The organism is Spirochaeta isovalerica, assembly GCF_014207565.1.
Classification (GTDB): domain Bacteria; phylum Spirochaetota; class Spirochaetia; order DSM-2461; family DSM-2461; genus Spirochaeta_F; species Spirochaeta_F isovalerica.
This window is the reverse complement of the sequence record NZ_JACHGJ010000003.1, coordinates 94,007-111,850: the sequence shown is the minus strand read 5'-3', so window position 1 is coordinate 111,850 and position 17,844 is coordinate 94,007. Positions and strand designations below refer to the sequence as shown.

Here is a 17,844-nt window from a genome sequence, read left to right as displayed (position 1 = left end):
TCCGGGGCAGCCGGATTTTGTGTTCGGGGGAGCTATTTCAGGTTCAGCTTTTTAAGTTGAACCTTTTCTTTTTATAATTACTGCCGAACGGACTCGAACAGTCCTGTAGGTAGAAGCCTCAAATGATCGGCTTCGGTGCAAAATCAGGGGCAGCCGGATTTTGTGTTCGGGGGAGCTAATGGGTCGTCGGTAATTTAATTATGAAATTGGCTCCATTTCCCGGACTGGATTGAACAGTCATCTCGCCATTCTGGTTCTCCGTAATAATAAAATAGGAGACGCTCAGTCCCAAACCTGTCCCGAGCCCTACCTGCTTAGTGGTAAAAAAAGGTTCGAAGATTCTCTTGCGGACATTTTCCTCCATTCCCGGTCCATTATCTTTTATTTCAATAACAACCATGGAATGAATCCTGTCAAAACCGGTTTTAATAAGAACCTTCGGTTTTTCAACTTGTGAATCAGACATTGCATGCGCACTATTCTGAAGGATGTTAAAGAAAACCTGCTGTATCTTTGAAGTTTCACACATGACGGGAGGAAGGTTTTCCCCGTATTCTCTTATTATTTCGATTTGTCTGAAGTCGTACTTTTTTGTGAGATTGTAATCTGTCTGAGCCAGTTCAATCGATCTTTCAATAATATCTCTTATCTGATGTGTAGAGATATTTTCCTCGCCGGTCCGGGCAAAACTGAGCATATTATTGACAATTGAAGCGATCCTCTGCCCCGACTTATTCAAGCTGTCTATCATATCCGGGATATCGCGGATCATCAGATATTCATTCAGTTTTTCCATCGATATGCCAACCTCTCCCGCAGCTTGATCGTTGGCGGGTATATGGCGTTCAAGACCCAGTCGACCAGCCAGAACATTGGCGGTTTGTATCATACCAGCAAGAGGGTTATTTATTTCATGAGCCATTCCCGCGGCCAGCCCGCCCAGGGAAAGCAATTTTTCATTTTGAATGAGAGTTTGTTCCATCATGGCCTTATCGGTAATATCATCGAGCCTGAGCACCGCGCTACGGGTGTCGGGTAAGATCAGAGGGAAAATCGTCACGTTTTCTACGATTTTCCGATCCGATTTCAAAATAGTCTCTCTTGTCATGATATCCATCCGCGATTCTTTTACAGCAAGGGCGAGGCGGGGAATTTCCGGAGACAGGCGGGGAAAGATTTCCTCAAGCGGTTTGCCGAGAGCATCTTTTTCTTCGAAACCTGAAGAGGCTTCCGCCCTGCTGTTCATACGCGTTATATTCAAGTCCTGATCAATACTTATAAGGATGGAAGGCATGGAGTTTAATAGACTCGAAAGATTGGCGGATGCCTCATTCAATTCCTTTTCGCGAAATTGTATCTTCTTCGCCATGGAACCGACGGAATCTCCCAGCCAGGACAGTTCCTGTATATTGTATTCGGGAATTGAGACATTGTAATTGCCCCGGGAAATGCTCTCTGTTAATTTTGTAAAAGCCTGAAGCGGACCGGCAAGGCTCTTTTGAAGACTCATGCTGAAAATTAATGTTACCAGAAGTATGATTGCAGTGACAATGAGCAGAGACCACATCATAGTCTCTATTGGATCATTGATGACGCTTCGAGGTTGAAGCAAAGCAACCATCCATCCTGAAGATTCCACTATGGAATAATAGGAAGTGTATGCCATCCCCTCATACAGGACATCCTGAACCATTCCATCAAGACTTCCCTGCCTATAGGCTATCTGAGCCGTATCATATTCCTTCAGAACAACCTTCTGTCTGTCTGTGTGCGCTATATACACCCCTTTCTGATCTGTAATATAGAATACAAGCCCTTCATCCCGTTCCTCTATATTGCTGATCATATTCATAACGGGTTCCAGAGATAAGGTAGCGGTCAGAACTCCTCCCATCACAGGATAACTTAAAGTGGAAACGGGAATATCCAGCTGTTCCGATATAAATGAAGAAGACCAGAACAGCTTTCCCGTCTTCATGACAGATTTGAAATACTCATGGCTGGAGATGTCGGTCCCGGTAAACAGTTCGTCGGGAGGATACAGATTCCTGACAAGTCCATCTGCTCCCGCGAAATGAATGCTCTTGAAAATGTCAAAGCTTTCTGTAAAGGATTTAAGGACCACATCAATATCTCTCTCGACCTTCCGATTGGCTTCCAGCTCAAGCATACCTGCCATTGTTTTTATAATACTGATCGGAGTATTCAGATACTGATCGATTTTATCTGATAAAAAGCTGACCTGGTTTCTGCTGGCCTTTAACATCTCTCCCCTAAGAATCCGTGAGGAAAGGAAAATAGAGATTCCCCCTGCAAAAAGCAGGGGCAGAATAATGAGAAAGGAAAGAACAAGATTCAGATATCGTTTTATGCTCAGCTTAATAGGTTTCATAGGCATTGTTTCGAATGATATACAAGGTCTTTTTTCTGAGAGAATCACCGAACCGGTCAAATTCCAGATGCCCCAGTATTCCTTCGAAGTCTTTTCTATCAACGAGATAGTCCTTGATTTCCTCCAGAGTGCTTTTTTCCGGAAGCTCTTCGAGAACCCCTGCAATAAGCATGATAGCTTCATAGGTAAAATAGACGAAGAAGACCGGATCTTCCAGGAAGGTTTCTTCATACCGCGTCTTCAGTTCAGCTTCCAGGTTTTTATCCCTATGGGCATTATAAACCCCGGGATTAATCATACCCTCTGTAAATCTGCCCCCATGGAGTAGAACGCCCGTTGTCCTGGACCATTCATCTCCGTACAAATGGGGAAGATCTTCCGTTTTTCCATATTGCTGAATTATGGTTCCTGCATCTATGCCAAGAGTGGAAAAAACCAGAGCATCGGCATTGAAAGCGATAAGTCTGCTGGTCAATTCCAGAAAATTTGTAGATTGATTATATGAGAGATCACCAAGAATTTTAACACCCTTATCATTTAGCACGGACCTGACTCCGCTCATAAAAGAATCGGTATATTTATCGTTTTCCGAATCCCTTATGAGAACCGCTGTTCTATCCCCTCTGTCGATAATGGTTTTTCCGACTATCAAGCCGTCAGAGGAGGCATTGGGCTGAATCGTGAAGAAATTGTCGTCCAGGCCGGCAAAATCATCGGAACTGACAACAGGACTTATTATGAGCATTTCCTTCCCTTTTGATTCTTCAAGAAGAAAAGGAGCGTTGCGGCTGAGAAAAGGGCCGATGATAAAACGGATTCCCTGTTCTGTAAAATCCTCAACAATCTTTTGATGCGCTGATGCTACATCTCCATTATCCCGGGGTATCAGCTCGAGCTTTCGCCCCTTTATTCCACCGGAATCATTGATATCATCAATAGCCATTTGAGCGGCGTTGCGGCATAACTCCCCCAGATTGGTCTGCCCCGAACTGAAATCTGCAACATAGCCGATTTTTATATCGCTTTTATCGGAACAGGAGAGAAGAGTTAATGAAAGCAGGAAAAGTAAAGTAAATCTCAATAATTCACCTCATAAGGTAAGGTTTATATTCTCCATTATCGAGAATAAATGCACTCATGGCTCGTTCACCATCGCCGAACTCATCAATGGTAAAGGTATCGTATAACCCTTCTATTGAATCCATGCCTACTATCGTTTTCTTTACAACAGCGCTATCGGTTGAACCGCTTTCCCGGACTGCCCGTGCATATAATTTTACCGACTCATAGGTATGGATGGCGGCAATATTGGGATTAACGCTGTATAAACTCCTATAAGTTTCATAAAAACGCTTTTCTCGTTCCAGCGGTACGTCATTAACCGGAGTATCGATAAAAATCATGCCTTCCGAAAGTTTTCCCGCATACTGGGTTATACCTGTAACTTTCGGCCAGGAGCCCCCAAAAAGCTGAGGCAGATCATTCTCCTTTGCATATAGCTGTATGATACCGGCAGAATCAATACCGTTTGCGAGAAAGGCAATTCCATCAGGATTTTTCTCAGAAAGAGCTTCGACAAGGCCGGGGAAGTCTTCTTTGGTTTCAAAATACAGCTCTGCGGCTGTTCTGTCTTTCAGATCAGGATCTTCTTTATAGAAACCGGCCAGAACACCATCTGTATAAACTCTGTTCTTGCTGTCCATGATAAAAACCAGATTACGGCTATCAAGGGAATTAACGACCCGCGCCAGGTATATGCCTTGAAATGAAGCCGGGGCTACACCTCTCAGGAAGTTATCATCAATTCCGGTAAGCGTATCCGTACTGACCGTCGAGGCAATTACTAAAGTCCCGCTTTCCGCTGCCGCCTCGATCACCGGGGCAGCCATTCCGCTCACCATCGGTCCAAAAATGATCTGAGCGCCTTCGGATACAAGCCGCCGGACTTCCCCTTTTGCCAGTTCCGGATCATATTGATGATCGGCATAGATTAACTCTACCGGACGTCCAAGAAGCCCTCCGTCATCGTTAATTTCATCAACAGCTATTGTCAAGGCATTTCTGGCCTGAGGTCCCAATTGGGAACCCCTACCTGAAAAATCAGCTATCAATCCGATTTTCAGGGGACTGCGGTCGGCACAACTACAGAGAAAAACAAGCAGACCCAAAGCGATTATTATGTTTCTCTCCCATTTACACATATTTGAATTTTAAATTCTCAGATGAATTATTGCCAATCATTCAGCCGAAAAAAAAACCCTGCCGTCAGGCAGAGCTTTTACATAATTGTCAATATTTATTGATTTTTAATACTCCGGGCCAGTTCAGCGCCCCTTTCAAAAGCGAGCTGATGAACTTCTTCCGATGCCTTCCCCTTCCACTCGACAGGATCGATAAAATCCCATTTCATATCTGCGGTCGCGGCGTCAAAGTCTTTCTGCGCTCCCCCGCTCCAGCCATAGGATCCGAATCGGAAGACTGTCTTGTTCTGTACGTGCTTTAAGCTGAACATATTCAATACAGCCGCTATGGGCGGAAACATTTTATACTCGTATGTAGGCATACCGAATACAAGACCTTTCGATTTCCATGCCGAGGCCAGAGGCCATGAGACATTAACTTCGGGTACTTTATGCACATGAACAGGTACGCCTTCCGAGCGGATACCTTTGATCACGGAATGGAGTACCTTCTCGGTGTTGCCATACATGCTACCCCAGATAACGGTAATTTCCTCTTCCGCCGGACCTTCGAGATAAGAGGCGAATTTTCTATATCGCTCTATGATCTCACCGGGATTGTCCCGCCAGATTATACCGTGGGAGGGGGCAATCACTTTGATGTCGAAATCGGAAAGTTTGTCGATGGCTCTTAATACGAATTTTGAAAAACTCCCGACGATATTGGCATAATAACGGAGAGATTCCACATCGAAGAGGTTGTGTTCCTCTTCAGAGATTTCGTCGTCAAAAACAGAATCACCAATCGATCCGTATGATCCGAAAGCATCGCAGGAGAATAGTACTCCCGAGTTTTTTTCGAATGTGATCATAGTCTCGGGCCAATGGACGTTGGGGATATTATGAAACTCGAGATTTTTACCCTGTCCGAGGTCGATGGTATCGCCGGAATCGATGACTTTCACATTATCGGTGATACCGTAAAAACCTTCTATCAGAGCGGCTCCCTTTTTGTTGGTTACCAGTTCGACAGAAGGAGCGGCTTTTAAAAAATCTTCAAGCCAGCCCGTATGATCCGGTTCCAGGTGATTGAGAATGAGATAATCTATTTCAGAGGGATCAACAGGTATGGACTCAAGCTGTTCCTTTAAATCGGAAGGGGCGTTGTCCCAGTCATCGACCAGGTCGATCAGGGCGATCTTATCCCCTTTGACAATATAACTGTTCAGGGAGACCCCGTCGGGGATGGGCCACATCCCCTCGAAGAAGTCTCCGTTTTCTATATTGGATCCAAGTCTGAAAATTCCGTCTGTAATCTTTACAGCTTTCTTCAAACCTTAATCCTCCGGTGAAAAATCTTCTTTGCCAACTCCGCATTCAGGACATTCCCAATCCTCGGGAAGATCTTCAAATGCTGTACCGGCTGCAACACCGTTATCAGGATCTCCTACAGCAGGATCATAAACATAACCACAAACATCACATACATACTTTTTCATAAGGTCTCTCCTAATTTGGTCTATAAGTTTGTCATACTACATTATTGACTATTGAACAAGGAAAATCAATTAATTCCTTCGCTTTGATATTAGTAATGATTCCTATTAAAGTCAACAAATAGATATTTTTTTCCTTATTTTTTACACTTTTTTTATTTGCCGTAACTAATTTTATTAACTAGATTAATAACCATAAGGAGTTCTTAATGAAAAAGGTGACAGTTTTATCGGTTTTTCTCTTTCTTTTAATATCAATCCTCTCAGCTCAGAGCGGCTATAATAAAAGAGAACAATCGGGAATCAGCTTTGAATGGAAGATCATAGGCAGTCAGCTCCAGATACGCTTATCCGCTCCCACTGAGGGCTGGATTGCTGTGGGATTCAACCCTTCAAGAATGATGAAAGATGCAGATTATAAAATGGCTTATGTCGATGGCGACGTTGTAGTATTGGAAGATCATTTCGGGACGGGGAACATCAGTCACAAAAAAGATAGCGATATCGGCGGTACTGATGATTTTCAACTGATTTCAGGATCAGAGTCCAATGGAACGACCACTGTTGAGTTTACCATGCCCCTTAACAGCGGAGATGAAATGGATTCCGTTCTCTCTCCGGGAGACGAAGTTAAAGTTCTCCTGGCCTATGCAAACCGTGACAGTTTATCACGGAAACACAGCCGGAGAACTTCACTGATAATTAATCTTTAAGCGAAATACCTGGCGTACAGCCCGGCGAAACCTTTTCCGTGCCGGGCTTCGTCTTTACACATTTCGTGTACAGTGTCGTGAACGGCATCGTAGTTGAGTTTTTTAGCTAAAGTAGCGAGATCCTTCTTGCCCTGACAGGCTCCGTGTTCAGCTTCGGCTCTGGCTTTGACGTTGGCTTTCGTATCGGCTACAAGAACTTCTCCCAGGAGTTCGGCAAAACGGGAGGCATGATCGGCTTCTTCGAAGGCATAGCGCTTAAATGCTTCTGCGATCTCAGGATATCCTTCCCTGTCAGCCTGACGACTCATGGCGATATACATTCCCACTTCCGTGCATTCACCCATAAAGTTTTCTCTCAGTCCCTGAACAACTTCAGGATCGAGGTCTTTAGCAGAACCGACGACATGTTCATCGGCAAAAACCATAGGCCCTTCAGACTGGGCATTGAACTTTGCAGCGGGAGCTCCGCACTGTGGACATTTTTCCGGAGCGGAATCTCCTGTGTGAATATAACCGCAAACCGAGCAGATCCATTTTTTTCCCATAATTTTCTCCTGTGATTCTTACTAGTATTGATAATTATTACCATTGCAATGGTATACGATTGAACAATATTAGTCAAACAGAAAAATCTTTTGCAACCTCTTACGATAGGCGGTTATTTTTTATTGCCAAAATCCATAATAAGTGTAAAACTGTCTCATCACTTAAATAAATCGTATTGAGAGAGGCATTTATGAAACCGCAAATGTCGAGACATTTCAGCAATAGAAAACCTTCGGCTATCAGATTGGCTCAGATAAAATTCGCCGAAAGAAAAGATAACACAAAGCCGGTTAATACGGCCATCGGGAATGTATCCCTTCCGCTCCATCCCGCAATTTCGGAACGCATGTTCAATCTGAACAAAGAGGACAGTCCCTTTAAGGAAGGAGTTGTAAAATACACCGCGACAGTGGGAATGGAAGAGACAAATCAGGCCTTTCTCAATATTATCGCGTCCAGTGGGTTTTCCACGGAAGGACTTTATTCCCAGGTGACCAACGGCGGATCCCAGGCCATGGAGATGGTGATTCTCGGCGTATGCGGAGATGCCGGATCAACGGACCATCCGCTGCTTCTCATTGATGCGGCCTATACCAATTATAACGCCATGGCGGCCCGCGTAGGCAGACGAACTGTTTCAGTATCAAGAACACTGGGCGAAGACGGAAACTTCTCTCTTCCCTCTATGGAGGAAATCGAGACTGTAATTGAAAAGGAAAAACCTTCGGCCATGGTTGTCATTCCCTACGACAATCCGACCGGACAGTTTTACAGCCTGGAGGCTATGAAAACTCTTGCAGAAATCTGCGTGAAACACAATATCTGGATGATCAGCGACGAAGCTTACAGGGAGCTGTTTTACACAAAGGATGTCACGTCAAGCATATGGGGTGTAACAGATAAAGATGTGCCGGGGATCGAAGGGCGGCGCATATCCATAGAAACCTCTTCCAAAGTATGGAACGGCTGCGGCCTGAGGATCGGGGCTCTTGTAACAGACAGAAAAGATTTTCATGAAAAGAGCGTTGCCGAATGTACTGCTGATCTCTGTTCAAACGCCATCGGACAGTATATGTTCGGGGCATTGGCCCATGAATCTCATGATGCTCTGGGGAAATGGTATGAGTCCCAGAGAAACTATTACAGCAAAATGCTTGTAAGCCTGACTGAAGAGTTCAAAGAACTGGTTCCCGGTATCATTGTCTCCAATCCCGATGCCTCTCTCTATTCCGTAATAGATGTGAGAAATGTGGTTGATGAAAATTTTAACGCCCAGGACTTTGTACTCTTCTGCGCCCGGGAAGGAAAAGTTGATATAAAAGGGGAAGAGCTGACTCTTCTGGTGGCTCCCATGGCCGGATTCTACAGCCTGCCCGAAGGAGCCCCCAATCCCGGCAGAACGCAGATGCGCATAGCCTATGTGGAAAAACCGGAAAGAATGGCTCTGGTTCCCGCACTTTTCGCATCCCTGCTGGAACAGTATAAACAGAGATAAGCATAACAGGGGAAGAATCAGCCCGACGATTCTTCCCCTTCACCTGCGATTTCAAACCACTGGTCTTCTTCCGGTTTATCACCGCCGACCGTCCGGCAACCGGTAATCCCCCCCGTAACAATAATCAGAATTACCAGAATAAATTTTCCTTTCATAATATAGAGAATTCTAAAACATGAGAGAGAGAATTACACATTGATTATTTATATGACAGATTGATATTCCCGATGATAGACTTCTCTATATGAAAATACAGAAAGAAATTACAGAATCTCTCGATTTACTCGATAAAAGAGGTCATATATCCAGTGAAGGCTGGGGAAGAAAACCATTCTGGAACTATCGGAGAGAAGATATAAAGGCTCCCTGGTTCCGCATTAAAGAATGGGACTACTACATCATTCTTTCCGATTCCATGAAAAAGGGGATCAGCTTCACTATAAGCGATCTAGGTTATGCCGGTCTAATGGCTATCTGCTGGATCGATATGGAGAAAGGGGAAACCCGGCAGGCGGACACTCTTTCCCTTCTCCCCCGCGGCCGCATTACTGCGGGTAGCGGAGAGAGAAAGATGACACCTGATTCGGGGAACATGGCTTTCGGCGACAAGGTTCTGACTATCCGTTACGAAACAGGAGAAGGATCCAGAAAGATTATCTTCCATGCACCGGAACTCCCTGTTCCCGGTGAGGGTAAGGGAATTCGGGGAGAGATAATTCTACAGCAGCCCCCGGATCTGGAAAGCATGAATATCGCCACATCCTGGAAAGAAAACCGCAGGCGCTTTTACTACAACCGAAAGATAAATGGAATGCCCGCGTCCGGTTTTGTCGAAACGGCAGCAAACCGTTATGAGTTCGATCCGAAAAGGGACACGGGAACCCTGGACTGGGGTCGGGGAGCCTGGACATACCGGAACAGATGGTACTGGGGATCCGCAAGCGGTTATATAAATGATAAGTTTTTCGGCTTTAATATCGGATACGGCTTTACCGATAGAACGCCGGCGACGGAAAATGTGCTTTTCTATGGCAGGAAAGTTCATAAACTGGAAGAGGTGACATTTCACATTGATCCCGACAACTACATGGCTCCCTGGAAATTCACCAGCAGCGACGGCCGTTTCGAACTGGATTTCAGACCGGTAGTGGACAGGCAGTCCGAAGTGAATCTCCTTCTGATCCGCTCTGTCCAGCACCAGGTGTTCGGATATTTTACCGGGAAAGTCCGTCTTGATGATGAACGGGAACTCTCTCTGGAGAACTTTCCCGGTTTTGCGGAAGACGTTTATAACCGCTATTGAAAATTCGAAGTCTCATCGCGGGACACTTTATTCAGGATTTCCGGGTCGCTGTTTTTTACCAATTCGGGGATTCGACCCGCAGCTCCGAAATCACCATCCCTGATAGCCAGAGCCCCCTCGATACCGGGTATTTCCAGGAGCCGGTTCAATACCGGCTCCATGTCCTCTTTCGAGCGGATGCTATTGCATCCCAGAGTGGCCGCGGCATCGGCTAGCGAAGCGTTCTTCGAGAAAACCGTAAGGATATCGCAGTCTCCGAAACTGAGGGAGTGTCCCATCCGCCCGGAAGAGGTGCAGACACCCAGCGGCATGAATTCGGGAAGAATGCGCAGCGCCAGATTGGAAAAGGGGCTGTTTCTTCCGGGATACAATCCCAGAGTGACATCTTCCCTGCAGTCGACATATATATCGCCGCCATTTTCCACTATCGTCTCGGGACTCCCCATATCGGCCGAGATTTCAGCAGCCAGCTGAGCCATTGTACCGGCCACAGCAGCCATCGGCCCCAGACCTGTGGCAAGAGAAGCTTCGATCATTCTCCGCACAGATTCAGGTTGTTTATCTGCCGGGGAGATACTGACAGGCTCCAGAGATTCTCCGAATAGGGGATGAGATAAAATAAAGGCTTCCAATCTGAGCCTTTCAGACAGAATGAATTCCGTCACCGGATCCCAGGAGGAAGTGAGAATATGAAAATGGGCTTCCTTGTAATGGAATTCTCTGAAATGCCTCTTCATCAGATATCAGAAAATTGACGTAACCGCTTCGTAAGGACAGACTTTTATACAGCTTAAACATTCAATACATTTATTTGACTCGAAACGTATTTCCATTGTCGATCTATCGGGAATGGAGAGAGCTCCTGTGGGGCAGTGAGGAACGCAGCTGCCGCATTGAACGCAGCGGTTCTGATCCCATTTCACACCTTTATCTGTCTCATTGACAATGATCCCCAGAGACTGAAGCCATTCGGTAGCCTGGTGGATATTCCCATCCGAACCGGTTATATCCAGTACGAGATACCCTTCTTCTTCGGGAGTCACTTTAGCGCGGAAGATATTTATCATCAGATCGTAATCTTTGACAAGATGATAGACTATGGGGCTTTCGGTTTCGCATTCTGGAAAATAAAGCATGATCTTTTTGGTGATATTATCAGACATATTTCCTCCCCCCTACCCGATTTCCTTCATGGGTTTCATCGATTGTTCAAAGGGAAGCGGTGATATCGGCTGGGAAAGCAGGAATTTTCCCGAGCGGATCTCTTCCTGAAGAATGGCCGCGATTTTTCTCGCTCCGGCATAAGAGGAAAGACTTCCCGTTTCGACTTTCTGACCGTTCAGTTCTATGGTACCGGATTTAAGCTCTTCGTAATTGACCGTGCCCAGAACCTTTCCCGTTCTCTGCGGATAGTCGGTTGAGTAATCGATAACCTGGGCTTTAATGTCTCTGTCGCGGATCGTCGTCTGCTTCAGCATGTCCTCATCGAGAATGGGAATCGGGATCCCCACCCCCAGAGACAGCGAGACCCCGTAACCTTTCAGGCTGACTCCGCGGACGAATTCGGGATTCATTTTTTTCATGTCAGCAGTCAGTGCCAGCGTTCCGGCCCCTTCGGAAGGTACTCCGAGAACACCTCTTTCGCATGTCGGAGAATGCTGCGTTCCTTCTGAATAGACATGCCCCTGCGCTCCTGCCAGCCAGACCCTGGTACCGACGCCGATGGTTCTGTAGAAGGGATCGTTCAAAAGAGGAGATAATTGTCCGGCACTGGAATAACCGCAGTTTTTCATATGGGGCTTCAGATATCCCAGATAGGTATAGATCGGTTTGTCCGAAGCGTTAATGGCGACATTGTAATTCTGGTAGCAGTTTCGCGGATTGACCATAACCGCCTGGTTGAGATCATCTATGGTAAACCTGGTCCGAAGCTCCCGTCCGGGGTAATCATCGGTCCCGTAGGAAAGAGCGAAAAGCTGAACTTCCTTTCCGGCGATGAGTTTTTCCATGACATGGCCGCCTCCGAAGCGGAAGTCGCCGGGGTAATCGAGATTGGCAGGATCGTTATGCCGTAGTTGCGTTGCCCCGAGATAGAGGTCGACCGCGGCGATTCCGCTGTAGGCGCTCACATCATCAAGCCAGGCTTCGGTAATACGGATCTTAGGCTTACTGTGTCCGAAGTTTAGAAAGCAGCCGGAGGAACACATAGGCCCGAAGGTAGCCGTTGTGACGACATCGACTTCTTTTGCGGCCTGTTCCAGCCCTTTTTTATCCACATAATCGATAACTTCTTCGGCGGTAAGGACTACGGCCCGGCCAGAACTGATTTTCTCATTGATTTCTGCTACGGTCTTCATGCTTATAGAGAATAATCCATAGCCATTAAAAAGTCAGTTCTTACGGGAAAGAAAAAGTGACAGATTTTTTAAAATTGAATGTTATATTAGATATTCCCGAGTCTTTGAGTTAGAATTTTATCTGTTATTTCAAAGAGAAATAAGATTTGAGAGGAGTTAGAAAATGAACAAAAACATCATACGGTTTTTTACAATATGCATGCTGGCCGGGCTGGTCGCAGGGTTGCCGGCTCAAACGACAAGAAGAGGAACAACGTTTCAGCTGTCGGTAACGGCAAATGTGAGAGCCAATGTCCTCGTACAATCGAGAGATAACCGAAGCTTCTCGCCCATAAAAGGCACGACCAATTTGAATGTCGCCCTTCCGGCCGGCACATATACGATCGAAATCTCCGCTCCCGGTTACCCGGCCCAGTCTAGAGTTGTCGTCATGGACAGAAACAGGGCGGAAAATTTTACGTTTCAAACCCAGCGACGATCGGCTGGCGCCCAGTTAAACATCACTTCCAATGTGAATGGAGCCCGGGTGGACATCAGCGGCCCCAGAAGTATTTCCGGCACGGCTCCCTTCAGGATGGAACTTCCCCAGGGCAGCTATACGGTTTCCGTTTCCGCGCCGGGCTATTCGAGCCAGACTCAAACCGTCAACCTTCAGCGCAATGAGAATCTCCACTTCAATCTCCAGCAGCCTCTCGCTACGATACAGGTGATCATCCCCAATGAGAGCCTCAACAGAACGATCAATAATGCCATGTCGCAGATCAGCATTTACGACAACGGGATATTAATGAACAGTACGGTTTTTACCATACAGCCGGGACAGCATACCATTCAGGTAAGATCCGGAGGATTTGCCACGCAGTCCACGATTATTGCCGAGGCGGGTCGGACCTATACGATAAGGCCGATACTGTCTCTTATAATTGAATGATCCTTTTCAGGTTCCCGACCTGTAGACAATATTAAAGAAATCTTATATATATTTATTTATCCAATAAACCACCCCTGTTTTATGCAGGGGTTTTTTATCGGGAAAAAAACGGAATGAAAATATAGAGGCCTTATTCATATGAAAGAAAGTTTTGAAGTTCAGGGTGTATGCACAGCCCGCATTGACATTGAACTTGATGGTAGCGCCATAAAAAGTGTAAATTTTCACAGAGGATGTCCCGGAAATCTTCTGGGGATTTCCAAGCTCGTCAAAGGAATGGAGGCGGAGAAGGTCATTGAGCTCTTTGAAGGATCTCCCTGCGGGATGAGGCAGACATCCTGCCCGGACCAGCTTGCCAAATCGCTGAAAACCATGATCGCGGCAAAAGCCTGCTGCGCATAAAACTGAAATCAGATATTCCCGCTAATTATCTACAGAACATCTTTAAATATATCCATCAGGTTCTTTCGGATATCCTTCAGCGCCCCGGATATGATGGAGCGGCGGAACGATGAGTTTTCAAGAAACGAGATGGTTATGACGGACAGAAGCTTCCGGATCTGTTCCGGACAGGGATCAGGGGCCACCATAAAGAGGATTCTGGCACGATCATCAGCCTCGAAGTCAACAACTCCAGCTTTCGGTCCGTCGACAGCAGCGGAACGGCAATGGAGAACCCGGATTCCGTAATCTTCGAACTCCAGCGTCCCCAGATCTTCTCTTCTGCGGAAATCTTTTTCCAGTTTCTTCGCCTTTTTTCCGGTGCCAGTCAGCTCTGCCGATAGAGAGGAAATGACCCGGTCGATATCAGGAGCTTCAGCCAGCCGGTACATCATGAAATTCTGAATGAGATTGAGAACTTCCTGAAATGAAACCTCTTCCCCGGCAATCACCGGTTCGAAATCCCGCCCGGGCGCCAGTAAGGGAAGAAGTGAAGCCACTTCTTTTTTGATTTTTTCCTTATTGAGCGGTAGAGAGATATCGATGACAGGGATATTGATATCGCTTATGGGAAAAGTTGAAATAATCAGCTCAATCCCCTTTTCATCGATATACTCCTGACGGATTTTAAATACTGCCGTTGCTTCGATAATATTGATTCCCTTGATTTCTCTCTGCAGGACTGACTGAAGGTAGGAAGCCAGACCGATCCCTTCAAAACAGCAGACGAGACAGCGGATTCGCCGGGGAGGCACTTCGCTTTCACTGATGATGAGGGACTGAAAAAGAATGAGTATGTATTCCAGATCACGTCCCGACGGATCAAGGCCGCACCGCTCTTTGAGGAGACTAGAGAGATATTCCTCTTTTTCGCCCCGTCTCCACTCTTCCGACGAGGAGCTTCCCCAATCGCCGTGCCAGTAGGGAACACCGTTTTCCAATCTTATGACCAGGGAAGCCAGAGACAGATTGAGCACTTCCTCCATATGATGATTCAAGTAATAGAGCTGTTTATCCAGTTCTCCGAACCGTTCGATCATCCGGGCCGTCAGATCGCGGATTTCATCATCGATCATGGATTCGAAATTGCTGATCCTGACCGATTTCAGATCTCCGATTTCCAATACCTGGAGAATCATTCCCAGCTGGGCGATTTCTCCCTCCGGTATGGCTCCGCTGAAAACCCGTTCCAGCAGATCGGAAAGAATATCCTGCGCCAGGTTGAAAAAAAGCGGTGTGCAGCGAAAACTGTTGTAGCGTACGATCATGGCTCCCGCCTTGATCCTGTGGAGAGTCAGCTGCAGATAGAAATAGAGGAGTGCTTCGCCGGACATGGTAAAACTGTATCCCAGAGCGGAGACGGCCCGGCGGATCTGTTTCTGGACCGCGCTGTTTCCTACGGGAAAACGGAGCCTTTCCATAAGCATATTGAACTGATTGATTTCCAGAGTCGATTCACGGCTCTCTTTGAGTGAATAGAGATGAGGTATTATGGTCCGGGAGGAAAAAACCTCCATCATGGTTGAGAGAAATTTCATCCGGATGTAGGATTCGGAGCCTCTCAGCCTGATTCCGACGCCTTTCATCCTTTCCAGAGCTATATCTTTATCGCCGATGCTTTTTTCGATCTGATTCAGATCGTTCCACACAGAAGTGTCGCTGATGAAAAAAGTATTGGCCATATGGGAAATCTTTATTTCCCTGTTGTTGAAAAGCAGATAGAGAAGAATGAGTTTCTGTCTTTTAAAAGGGGGAAGCGATTCCAGATAGGAATCGGGTTTGTTGATAAGCTCGATCAGGTCGGCAGGATCGGTCCCGAAACAGAGGACCTGTATCCCGTGGTTCTGCTTTCTCTCAAGCCGCGCTCCCTTGAGGGAGAGCCACTTGTCGAGAACATCGAGATCGCGGGATACAGTCCTCCGGCCGATAGAAAAGGTCCCGGCCAGATCGTCAATCAGAAGAGACCCCTCATTTAACAGAAGTAATCTGAGCATCCTTTTCTGCCGGTCTTTCACTTCAGCAGATCCCTTTCTGCAAGAAACCGGTGAAGTCTCATGCGTATTCCTTCGGAGGTAGGAATCCTCAGGATTTCTTCGACCAGATTTTCTGCCTCGGTAAAGTCGATCTCGCGAAGTATCTTTTTCAGTTTTAAAATGGATGAAGCATTGGTGCTGAGCTCGTCGACACCAAGTCCCACGAAAAAAGGCAGGGCCAGAGGATTGCCGGCCAGCTCGCCGCAGATCCCGTTCAGTTTAGCCTTCTTCCCCGCCTGTTTGATGACATGGGCTATGGAGCGGAGAACCGCAGGATGAAATTCATCGTAATAATCGGTCATAGAGGGATTCCCTCTGTCAGCCGCCAGCATATACTGTGTCAAATCGTTGGTTCCGATGCTGACGAAATCCACGATATCGAGAATTTCCTTAATCAGCTGCACGGCCGCCGGTGTCTCGATCATGACGCCGAGCATAAGATTTTCAGCCTCAGTCCATCCGAGAGCCAGTTTTTCCTCTTCCACCAGAGCTCTGACCCTTTCAATGGGCTTGAGGGATCCGATCATGGGAATCATCATCCCCACAGGTCCCGATTTGGAAGCCTGAAGAAGTGCCTGGATCTGGGTTCTGAGAATGTCCTCTTTCTGAAAAAGAAGCCGGATTCCCCGGATTCCCAGGAAGGGGTTTTCCTCCCGGGGCAGCGGCCAGTAGGGAAGCGGCTTATCGGCTCCCGTATCGAGCAGCCTGATTATGACATTCCTGCCGCCGAGAGACTCGACGGCATGCTGGTAAACTTCGGTCTGCCGGGCCAGAGTCGGGCTGGACATGGTTTCCATAAAGAGAAATTCGGTCCTGAAAAGACCGATGCCGTCGGCTTTGTAACGGACCGCATTACCGATATCGAAGGTTCCGCCCACATTGGCATACAATCCCACAGGATGTCCGTCTTTTGTAGCCGAAGGCTCATCGAGGAGAGTGAGAAGTTCTTCTTTCTCCTTCTCCAGTTTTTCTTCTTTTCTTTTCAGGGACTCGATGGTTTTTTCATCGGGATTGACCCAGAGCTCGCCGGATTCACCATCGACATAAACAATATCGTTGTTTTTGACATGTTCGGCAAAATCCAGTTCGGGCATAATCAGAGCGGGGATTTCAAGGGATCTGGCGATAATGGCCGCATGGGAATTTTTCCCGCCTGTTTTGACAATCAGACCTTTCACCCTGGACATATCCAGCGATGCCGTCTGGGATGGCGATAGTTCTTCTCCCATAACGACAGCCTGATCGGGAAGCGTCCTTTCATCGGGATTTATATTCAGAATTCCTTTAATCAGCTGCTGTCCGATATCGCGGAAATCCTGCCCCCTCTCACGGAAATACTCGTCATCCAGTTCTTCCATTTCCCTGGCGTTGTCTTCGGCAAATATCTCAGCGGCTTTTTCCGCACAGACTTTCTGCTCCACGATGATTTCCCTGACTCCCTCCTCCACATCGTCGGATGTGAGGATTTCAAGATGCCCTTCAAATATCTCGGCTTTATCATCGCCCATTTCGGTTCTGACCTTTTCAATCAGTTTCTCCAGGTTTACTGCGGCCCTGTCTCGCCCTTCGAGAAATCGTTTCATTTCCCCGTCTATCTGTTCAACGGAGATACCCCTGCAGCTGACGCTGGCTCCCGAATCGAGGAGGAAGGCTTTTCCGAAAGAAATTCCGCCGGAAACGGCTAATCCGTTCATATCAGCCCTCCAGATTGAGAATAAAATTCTTCATATGGGCGAGGGCGTCCGCTTCATCAGCACCATCGCAGACAATATCGATACTGTGATTCTGGCTGATCCCCAGTTTCATCAGTTTGAGAAGGCTTTTCACATTGGCTTCCTTCTCTCCGAATTTGATAGTAATATCACTTTCAAATTTTTTCGCTTCCGATACGACTTGTTTCGCCGGTCTTGTATGCAGTCCCGTGGGATTGCTGATAACAATTGTTTCCTGAACCATA

18 protein-coding genes are annotated in these 17,844 nt (G+C 46.8%); 5 read left to right on the top strand and 13 right to left on the bottom strand.

The window, feature by feature from the left end; all coding sequences use genetic code 11:
• Positions 1-175 precede the first annotated feature (175 nt).
• The 5 genes from HNR50_RS10085 to rd form a co-directional block, all read right to left on the bottom strand.
• On the bottom strand, positions 176-2,392 hold the full coding sequence (locus HNR50_RS10085) for a PAS domain-containing sensor histidine kinase (RefSeq protein ID WP_184746552.1): 2,217 nt from the start codon (positions 2,390-2,392) through the stop codon (positions 176-178).
• Positions 2,379-3,473 carry an ABC transporter substrate-binding protein gene (locus HNR50_RS10080; protein ID WP_184746550.1) on the bottom strand — a complete coding sequence of 365 codons (1,095 nt, stop codon included), beginning with the start codon at positions 3,471-3,473 and terminating at the stop codon, positions 2,379-2,381. The genes HNR50_RS10085 and HNR50_RS10080 overlap by 14 nt, the downstream gene beginning before the upstream one ends.
• Before the next feature lie 4 nt (positions 3,474-3,477).
• On the bottom strand, positions 3,478-4,593 hold the full coding sequence (locus HNR50_RS10075; RefSeq protein WP_184746548.1) for an ABC transporter substrate-binding protein: 1,116 nt from the start codon (positions 4,591-4,593) through the stop codon (positions 3,478-3,480).
• A 95-nt stretch (positions 4,594-4,688) separates the two neighbouring features.
• The gene (locus HNR50_RS10070; RefSeq protein ID WP_246433978.1) at positions 4,689-5,906 is read right to left on the bottom strand and encodes an FprA family A-type flavoprotein; all 1,218 of its coding nucleotides are present in this window, start codon (positions 5,904-5,906) and stop codon (positions 4,689-4,691) included.
• Between the two features lie 3 nt (positions 5,907-5,909).
• On the bottom strand, positions 5,910-6,071 hold the full coding sequence (gene rd, locus HNR50_RS10065) for a rubredoxin (protein ID WP_184746546.1): 162 nt from the start codon (positions 6,069-6,071) through the stop codon (positions 5,910-5,912).
• A 206-nt stretch (positions 6,072-6,277) separates the two neighbouring features.
• Here rd and HNR50_RS10060 point away from each other — a divergent pair, with 206 nt between their 5' ends.
• Positions 6,278-6,781, top strand: coding sequence for a DOMON domain-containing protein (locus tag HNR50_RS10060; RefSeq protein WP_184746545.1), 504 nt, complete (start codon positions 6,278-6,280; stop codon positions 6,779-6,781).
• Here the strand turns inward: HNR50_RS10060 and HNR50_RS10055 are convergent.
• Positions 6,778-7,326, bottom strand: a complete 549-nt coding sequence (locus HNR50_RS10055; protein WP_184746543.1) for an NADH peroxidase — start codon at positions 7,324-7,326, stop codon at positions 6,778-6,780. The two genes, HNR50_RS10060 and HNR50_RS10055, sit on opposite strands and share 4 nt — an antisense overlap.
• 191 nt (positions 7,327-7,517) lie before the next feature.
• Between HNR50_RS10055 and HNR50_RS10050 the strand changes: the two genes are divergently transcribed.
• A complete protein-coding gene (locus HNR50_RS10050) occupies positions 7,518-8,822 on the top strand; it encodes an aminotransferase class I/II-fold pyridoxal phosphate-dependent enzyme (RefSeq protein ID WP_184746541.1) in 1,305 nt (434 codons plus the stop codon).
• Positions 8,823-8,839: 17 nt separating this feature from the next.
• Here HNR50_RS10050 and HNR50_RS10045 read toward each other — a convergent pair whose 3' ends face one another.
• A complete protein-coding gene (locus HNR50_RS10045; protein WP_184746539.1) occupies positions 8,840-8,977 on the bottom strand; it encodes a hypothetical protein in 138 nt (45 codons plus the stop codon).
• Between the two features lie 89 nt (positions 8,978-9,066).
• On the opposite strand from HNR50_RS10045, the gene HNR50_RS10040 reads away from it, so the two are divergent.
• Positions 9,067-10,125 (top strand): DUF2804 domain-containing protein, encoded by a 1,059-nt coding sequence (locus HNR50_RS10040; RefSeq protein WP_184746537.1) that lies wholly within the window; start codon positions 9,067-9,069, stop codon positions 10,123-10,125.
• Here HNR50_RS10040 and HNR50_RS10035 read toward each other — a convergent pair.
• From HNR50_RS10035 to HNR50_RS10025, 3 genes are read right to left on the bottom strand one after another with little or no spacing between them, the layout of a single operon-like run.
• Positions 10,119-10,862, bottom strand: coding sequence for a UPF0280 family protein (locus HNR50_RS10035; protein ID WP_184746535.1), 744 nt, complete (start codon positions 10,860-10,862; stop codon positions 10,119-10,121). The two genes, HNR50_RS10040 and HNR50_RS10035, sit on opposite strands and share 7 nt — an antisense overlap.
• A gap of 6 nt (positions 10,863-10,868) precedes the next feature.
• Positions 10,869-11,288, bottom strand: a complete 420-nt coding sequence (locus HNR50_RS10030; protein WP_184746533.1) for a 4Fe-4S binding protein — start codon at positions 11,286-11,288, stop codon at positions 10,869-10,871.
• A gap of 12 nt (positions 11,289-11,300) precedes the next feature.
• Positions 11,301-12,482 (bottom strand): homocysteine biosynthesis protein, encoded by a 1,182-nt coding sequence (locus HNR50_RS10025; RefSeq protein WP_184746531.1) that lies wholly within the window; start codon positions 12,480-12,482, stop codon positions 11,301-11,303.
• Positions 12,483-12,645: 163 nt separating this feature from the next.
• Between HNR50_RS10025 and HNR50_RS10020 the strand changes: the two genes are divergently transcribed.
• On the top strand, positions 12,646-13,413 hold the full coding sequence (locus tag HNR50_RS10020) for a PEGA domain-containing protein (RefSeq protein ID WP_184746529.1): 768 nt from the start codon (positions 12,646-12,648) through the stop codon (positions 13,411-13,413).
• A 138-nt stretch (positions 13,414-13,551) separates the two neighbouring features.
• A complete protein-coding gene (locus HNR50_RS10015) occupies positions 13,552-13,815 on the top strand; it encodes a TIGR03905 family TSCPD domain-containing protein (protein ID WP_184746527.1) in 264 nt (87 codons plus the stop codon).
• Positions 13,816-13,844: 29 nt separating this feature from the next.
• On the opposite strand, the gene HNR50_RS10010 is transcribed toward HNR50_RS10015, so the two are convergent.
• The 3 genes from HNR50_RS10010 to HNR50_RS10000 are packed head-to-tail and all read right to left on the bottom strand — an operon-like array spanning position 13,845 to position 17,843.
• Positions 13,845-15,848 carry a BglG family transcription antiterminator gene (locus HNR50_RS10010; protein ID WP_184746525.1) on the bottom strand — a complete coding sequence of 668 codons (2,004 nt, stop codon included), beginning with the start codon at positions 15,846-15,848 and terminating at the stop codon, positions 13,845-13,847.
• Positions 15,849-15,865: 17 nt separating this feature from the next.
• On the bottom strand, positions 15,866-17,581 hold the full coding sequence (gene ptsP / locus HNR50_RS10005; protein ID WP_184746523.1) for a phosphoenolpyruvate--protein phosphotransferase: 1,716 nt from the start codon (positions 17,579-17,581) through the stop codon (positions 15,866-15,868).
• A gap of 1 nt (position 17,582) precedes the next feature.
• Entirely contained in the window at positions 17,583-17,843 is a 261-nt protein-coding gene (locus HNR50_RS10000) for an HPr family phosphocarrier protein (protein WP_184746521.1), read from the bottom strand.
• Between the last annotated feature and the right edge of the window lies 1 nt (position 17,844).

Excerpts from the sequence above, each read along its gene's own strand:
- HNR50_RS10010 (WP_184746525.1), bottom strand. The coding sequence starts at position 15,848 with ATGCTCAGATTACTTCTGTTAAATGAGGGGTCTCTTCTGATTGACGAT.
- ptsP (WP_184746523.1), bottom strand. The coding sequence starts at position 17,581 with ATGAACGGATTAGCCGTTTCCGGCGGAATTTCTTTCGGAAAAGCCTTC.
- HNR50_RS10030 (WP_184746533.1), bottom strand. The coding sequence starts at position 11,288 with ATGTCTGATAATATCACCAAAAAGATCATGCTTTATTTTCCAGAATGC.
- HNR50_RS10025 (WP_184746531.1), bottom strand. The coding sequence starts at position 12,482 with ATGAAGACCGTAGCAGAAATCAATGAGAAAATCAGTTCTGGCCGGGCC.
- HNR50_RS10045 (WP_184746539.1), bottom strand. The coding sequence starts at position 8,977 with ATGAAAGGAAAATTTATTCTGGTAATTCTGATTATTGTTACGGGGGGG.
- rd (WP_184746546.1), bottom strand. The coding sequence starts at position 6,071 with ATGAAAAAGTATGTATGTGATGTTTGTGGTTATGTTTATGATCCTGCT.
- HNR50_RS10020 (WP_184746529.1), top strand. The coding sequence starts at position 12,646 with ATGAACAAAAACATCATACGGTTTTTTACAATATGCATGCTGGCCGGG.
- HNR50_RS10055 (WP_184746543.1), bottom strand. The coding sequence starts at position 7,326 with ATGGGAAAAAAATGGATCTGCTCGGTTTGCGGTTATATTCACACAGGA.
- HNR50_RS10085 (WP_184746552.1), bottom strand. The coding sequence starts at position 2,392 with ATGAAACCTATTAAGCTGAGCATAAAACGATATCTGAATCTTGTTCTT.
- HNR50_RS10050 (WP_184746541.1), top strand. The coding sequence starts at position 7,518 with ATGAAACCGCAAATGTCGAGACATTTCAGCAATAGAAAACCTTCGGCT.
- HNR50_RS10000 (WP_184746521.1), bottom strand. The coding sequence starts at position 17,843 with ATGGTTCAGGAAACAATTGTTATCAGCAATCCCACGGGACTGCATACA.
- HNR50_RS10015 (WP_184746527.1), top strand. The coding sequence starts at position 13,552 with ATGAAAGAAAGTTTTGAAGTTCAGGGTGTATGCACAGCCCGCATTGAC.
- HNR50_RS10075 (WP_184746548.1), bottom strand. The coding sequence starts at position 4,593 with ATGTGTAAATGGGAGAGAAACATAATAATCGCTTTGGGTCTGCTTGTT.
- HNR50_RS10035 (WP_184746535.1), bottom strand. The coding sequence starts at position 10,862 with ATGAAGAGGCATTTCAGAGAATTCCATTACAAGGAAGCCCATTTTCAT.
- HNR50_RS10040 (WP_184746537.1), top strand. The coding sequence starts at position 9,067 with ATGAAAATACAGAAAGAAATTACAGAATCTCTCGATTTACTCGATAAA.
- HNR50_RS10060 (WP_184746545.1), top strand. The coding sequence starts at position 6,278 with ATGAAAAAGGTGACAGTTTTATCGGTTTTTCTCTTTCTTTTAATATCA.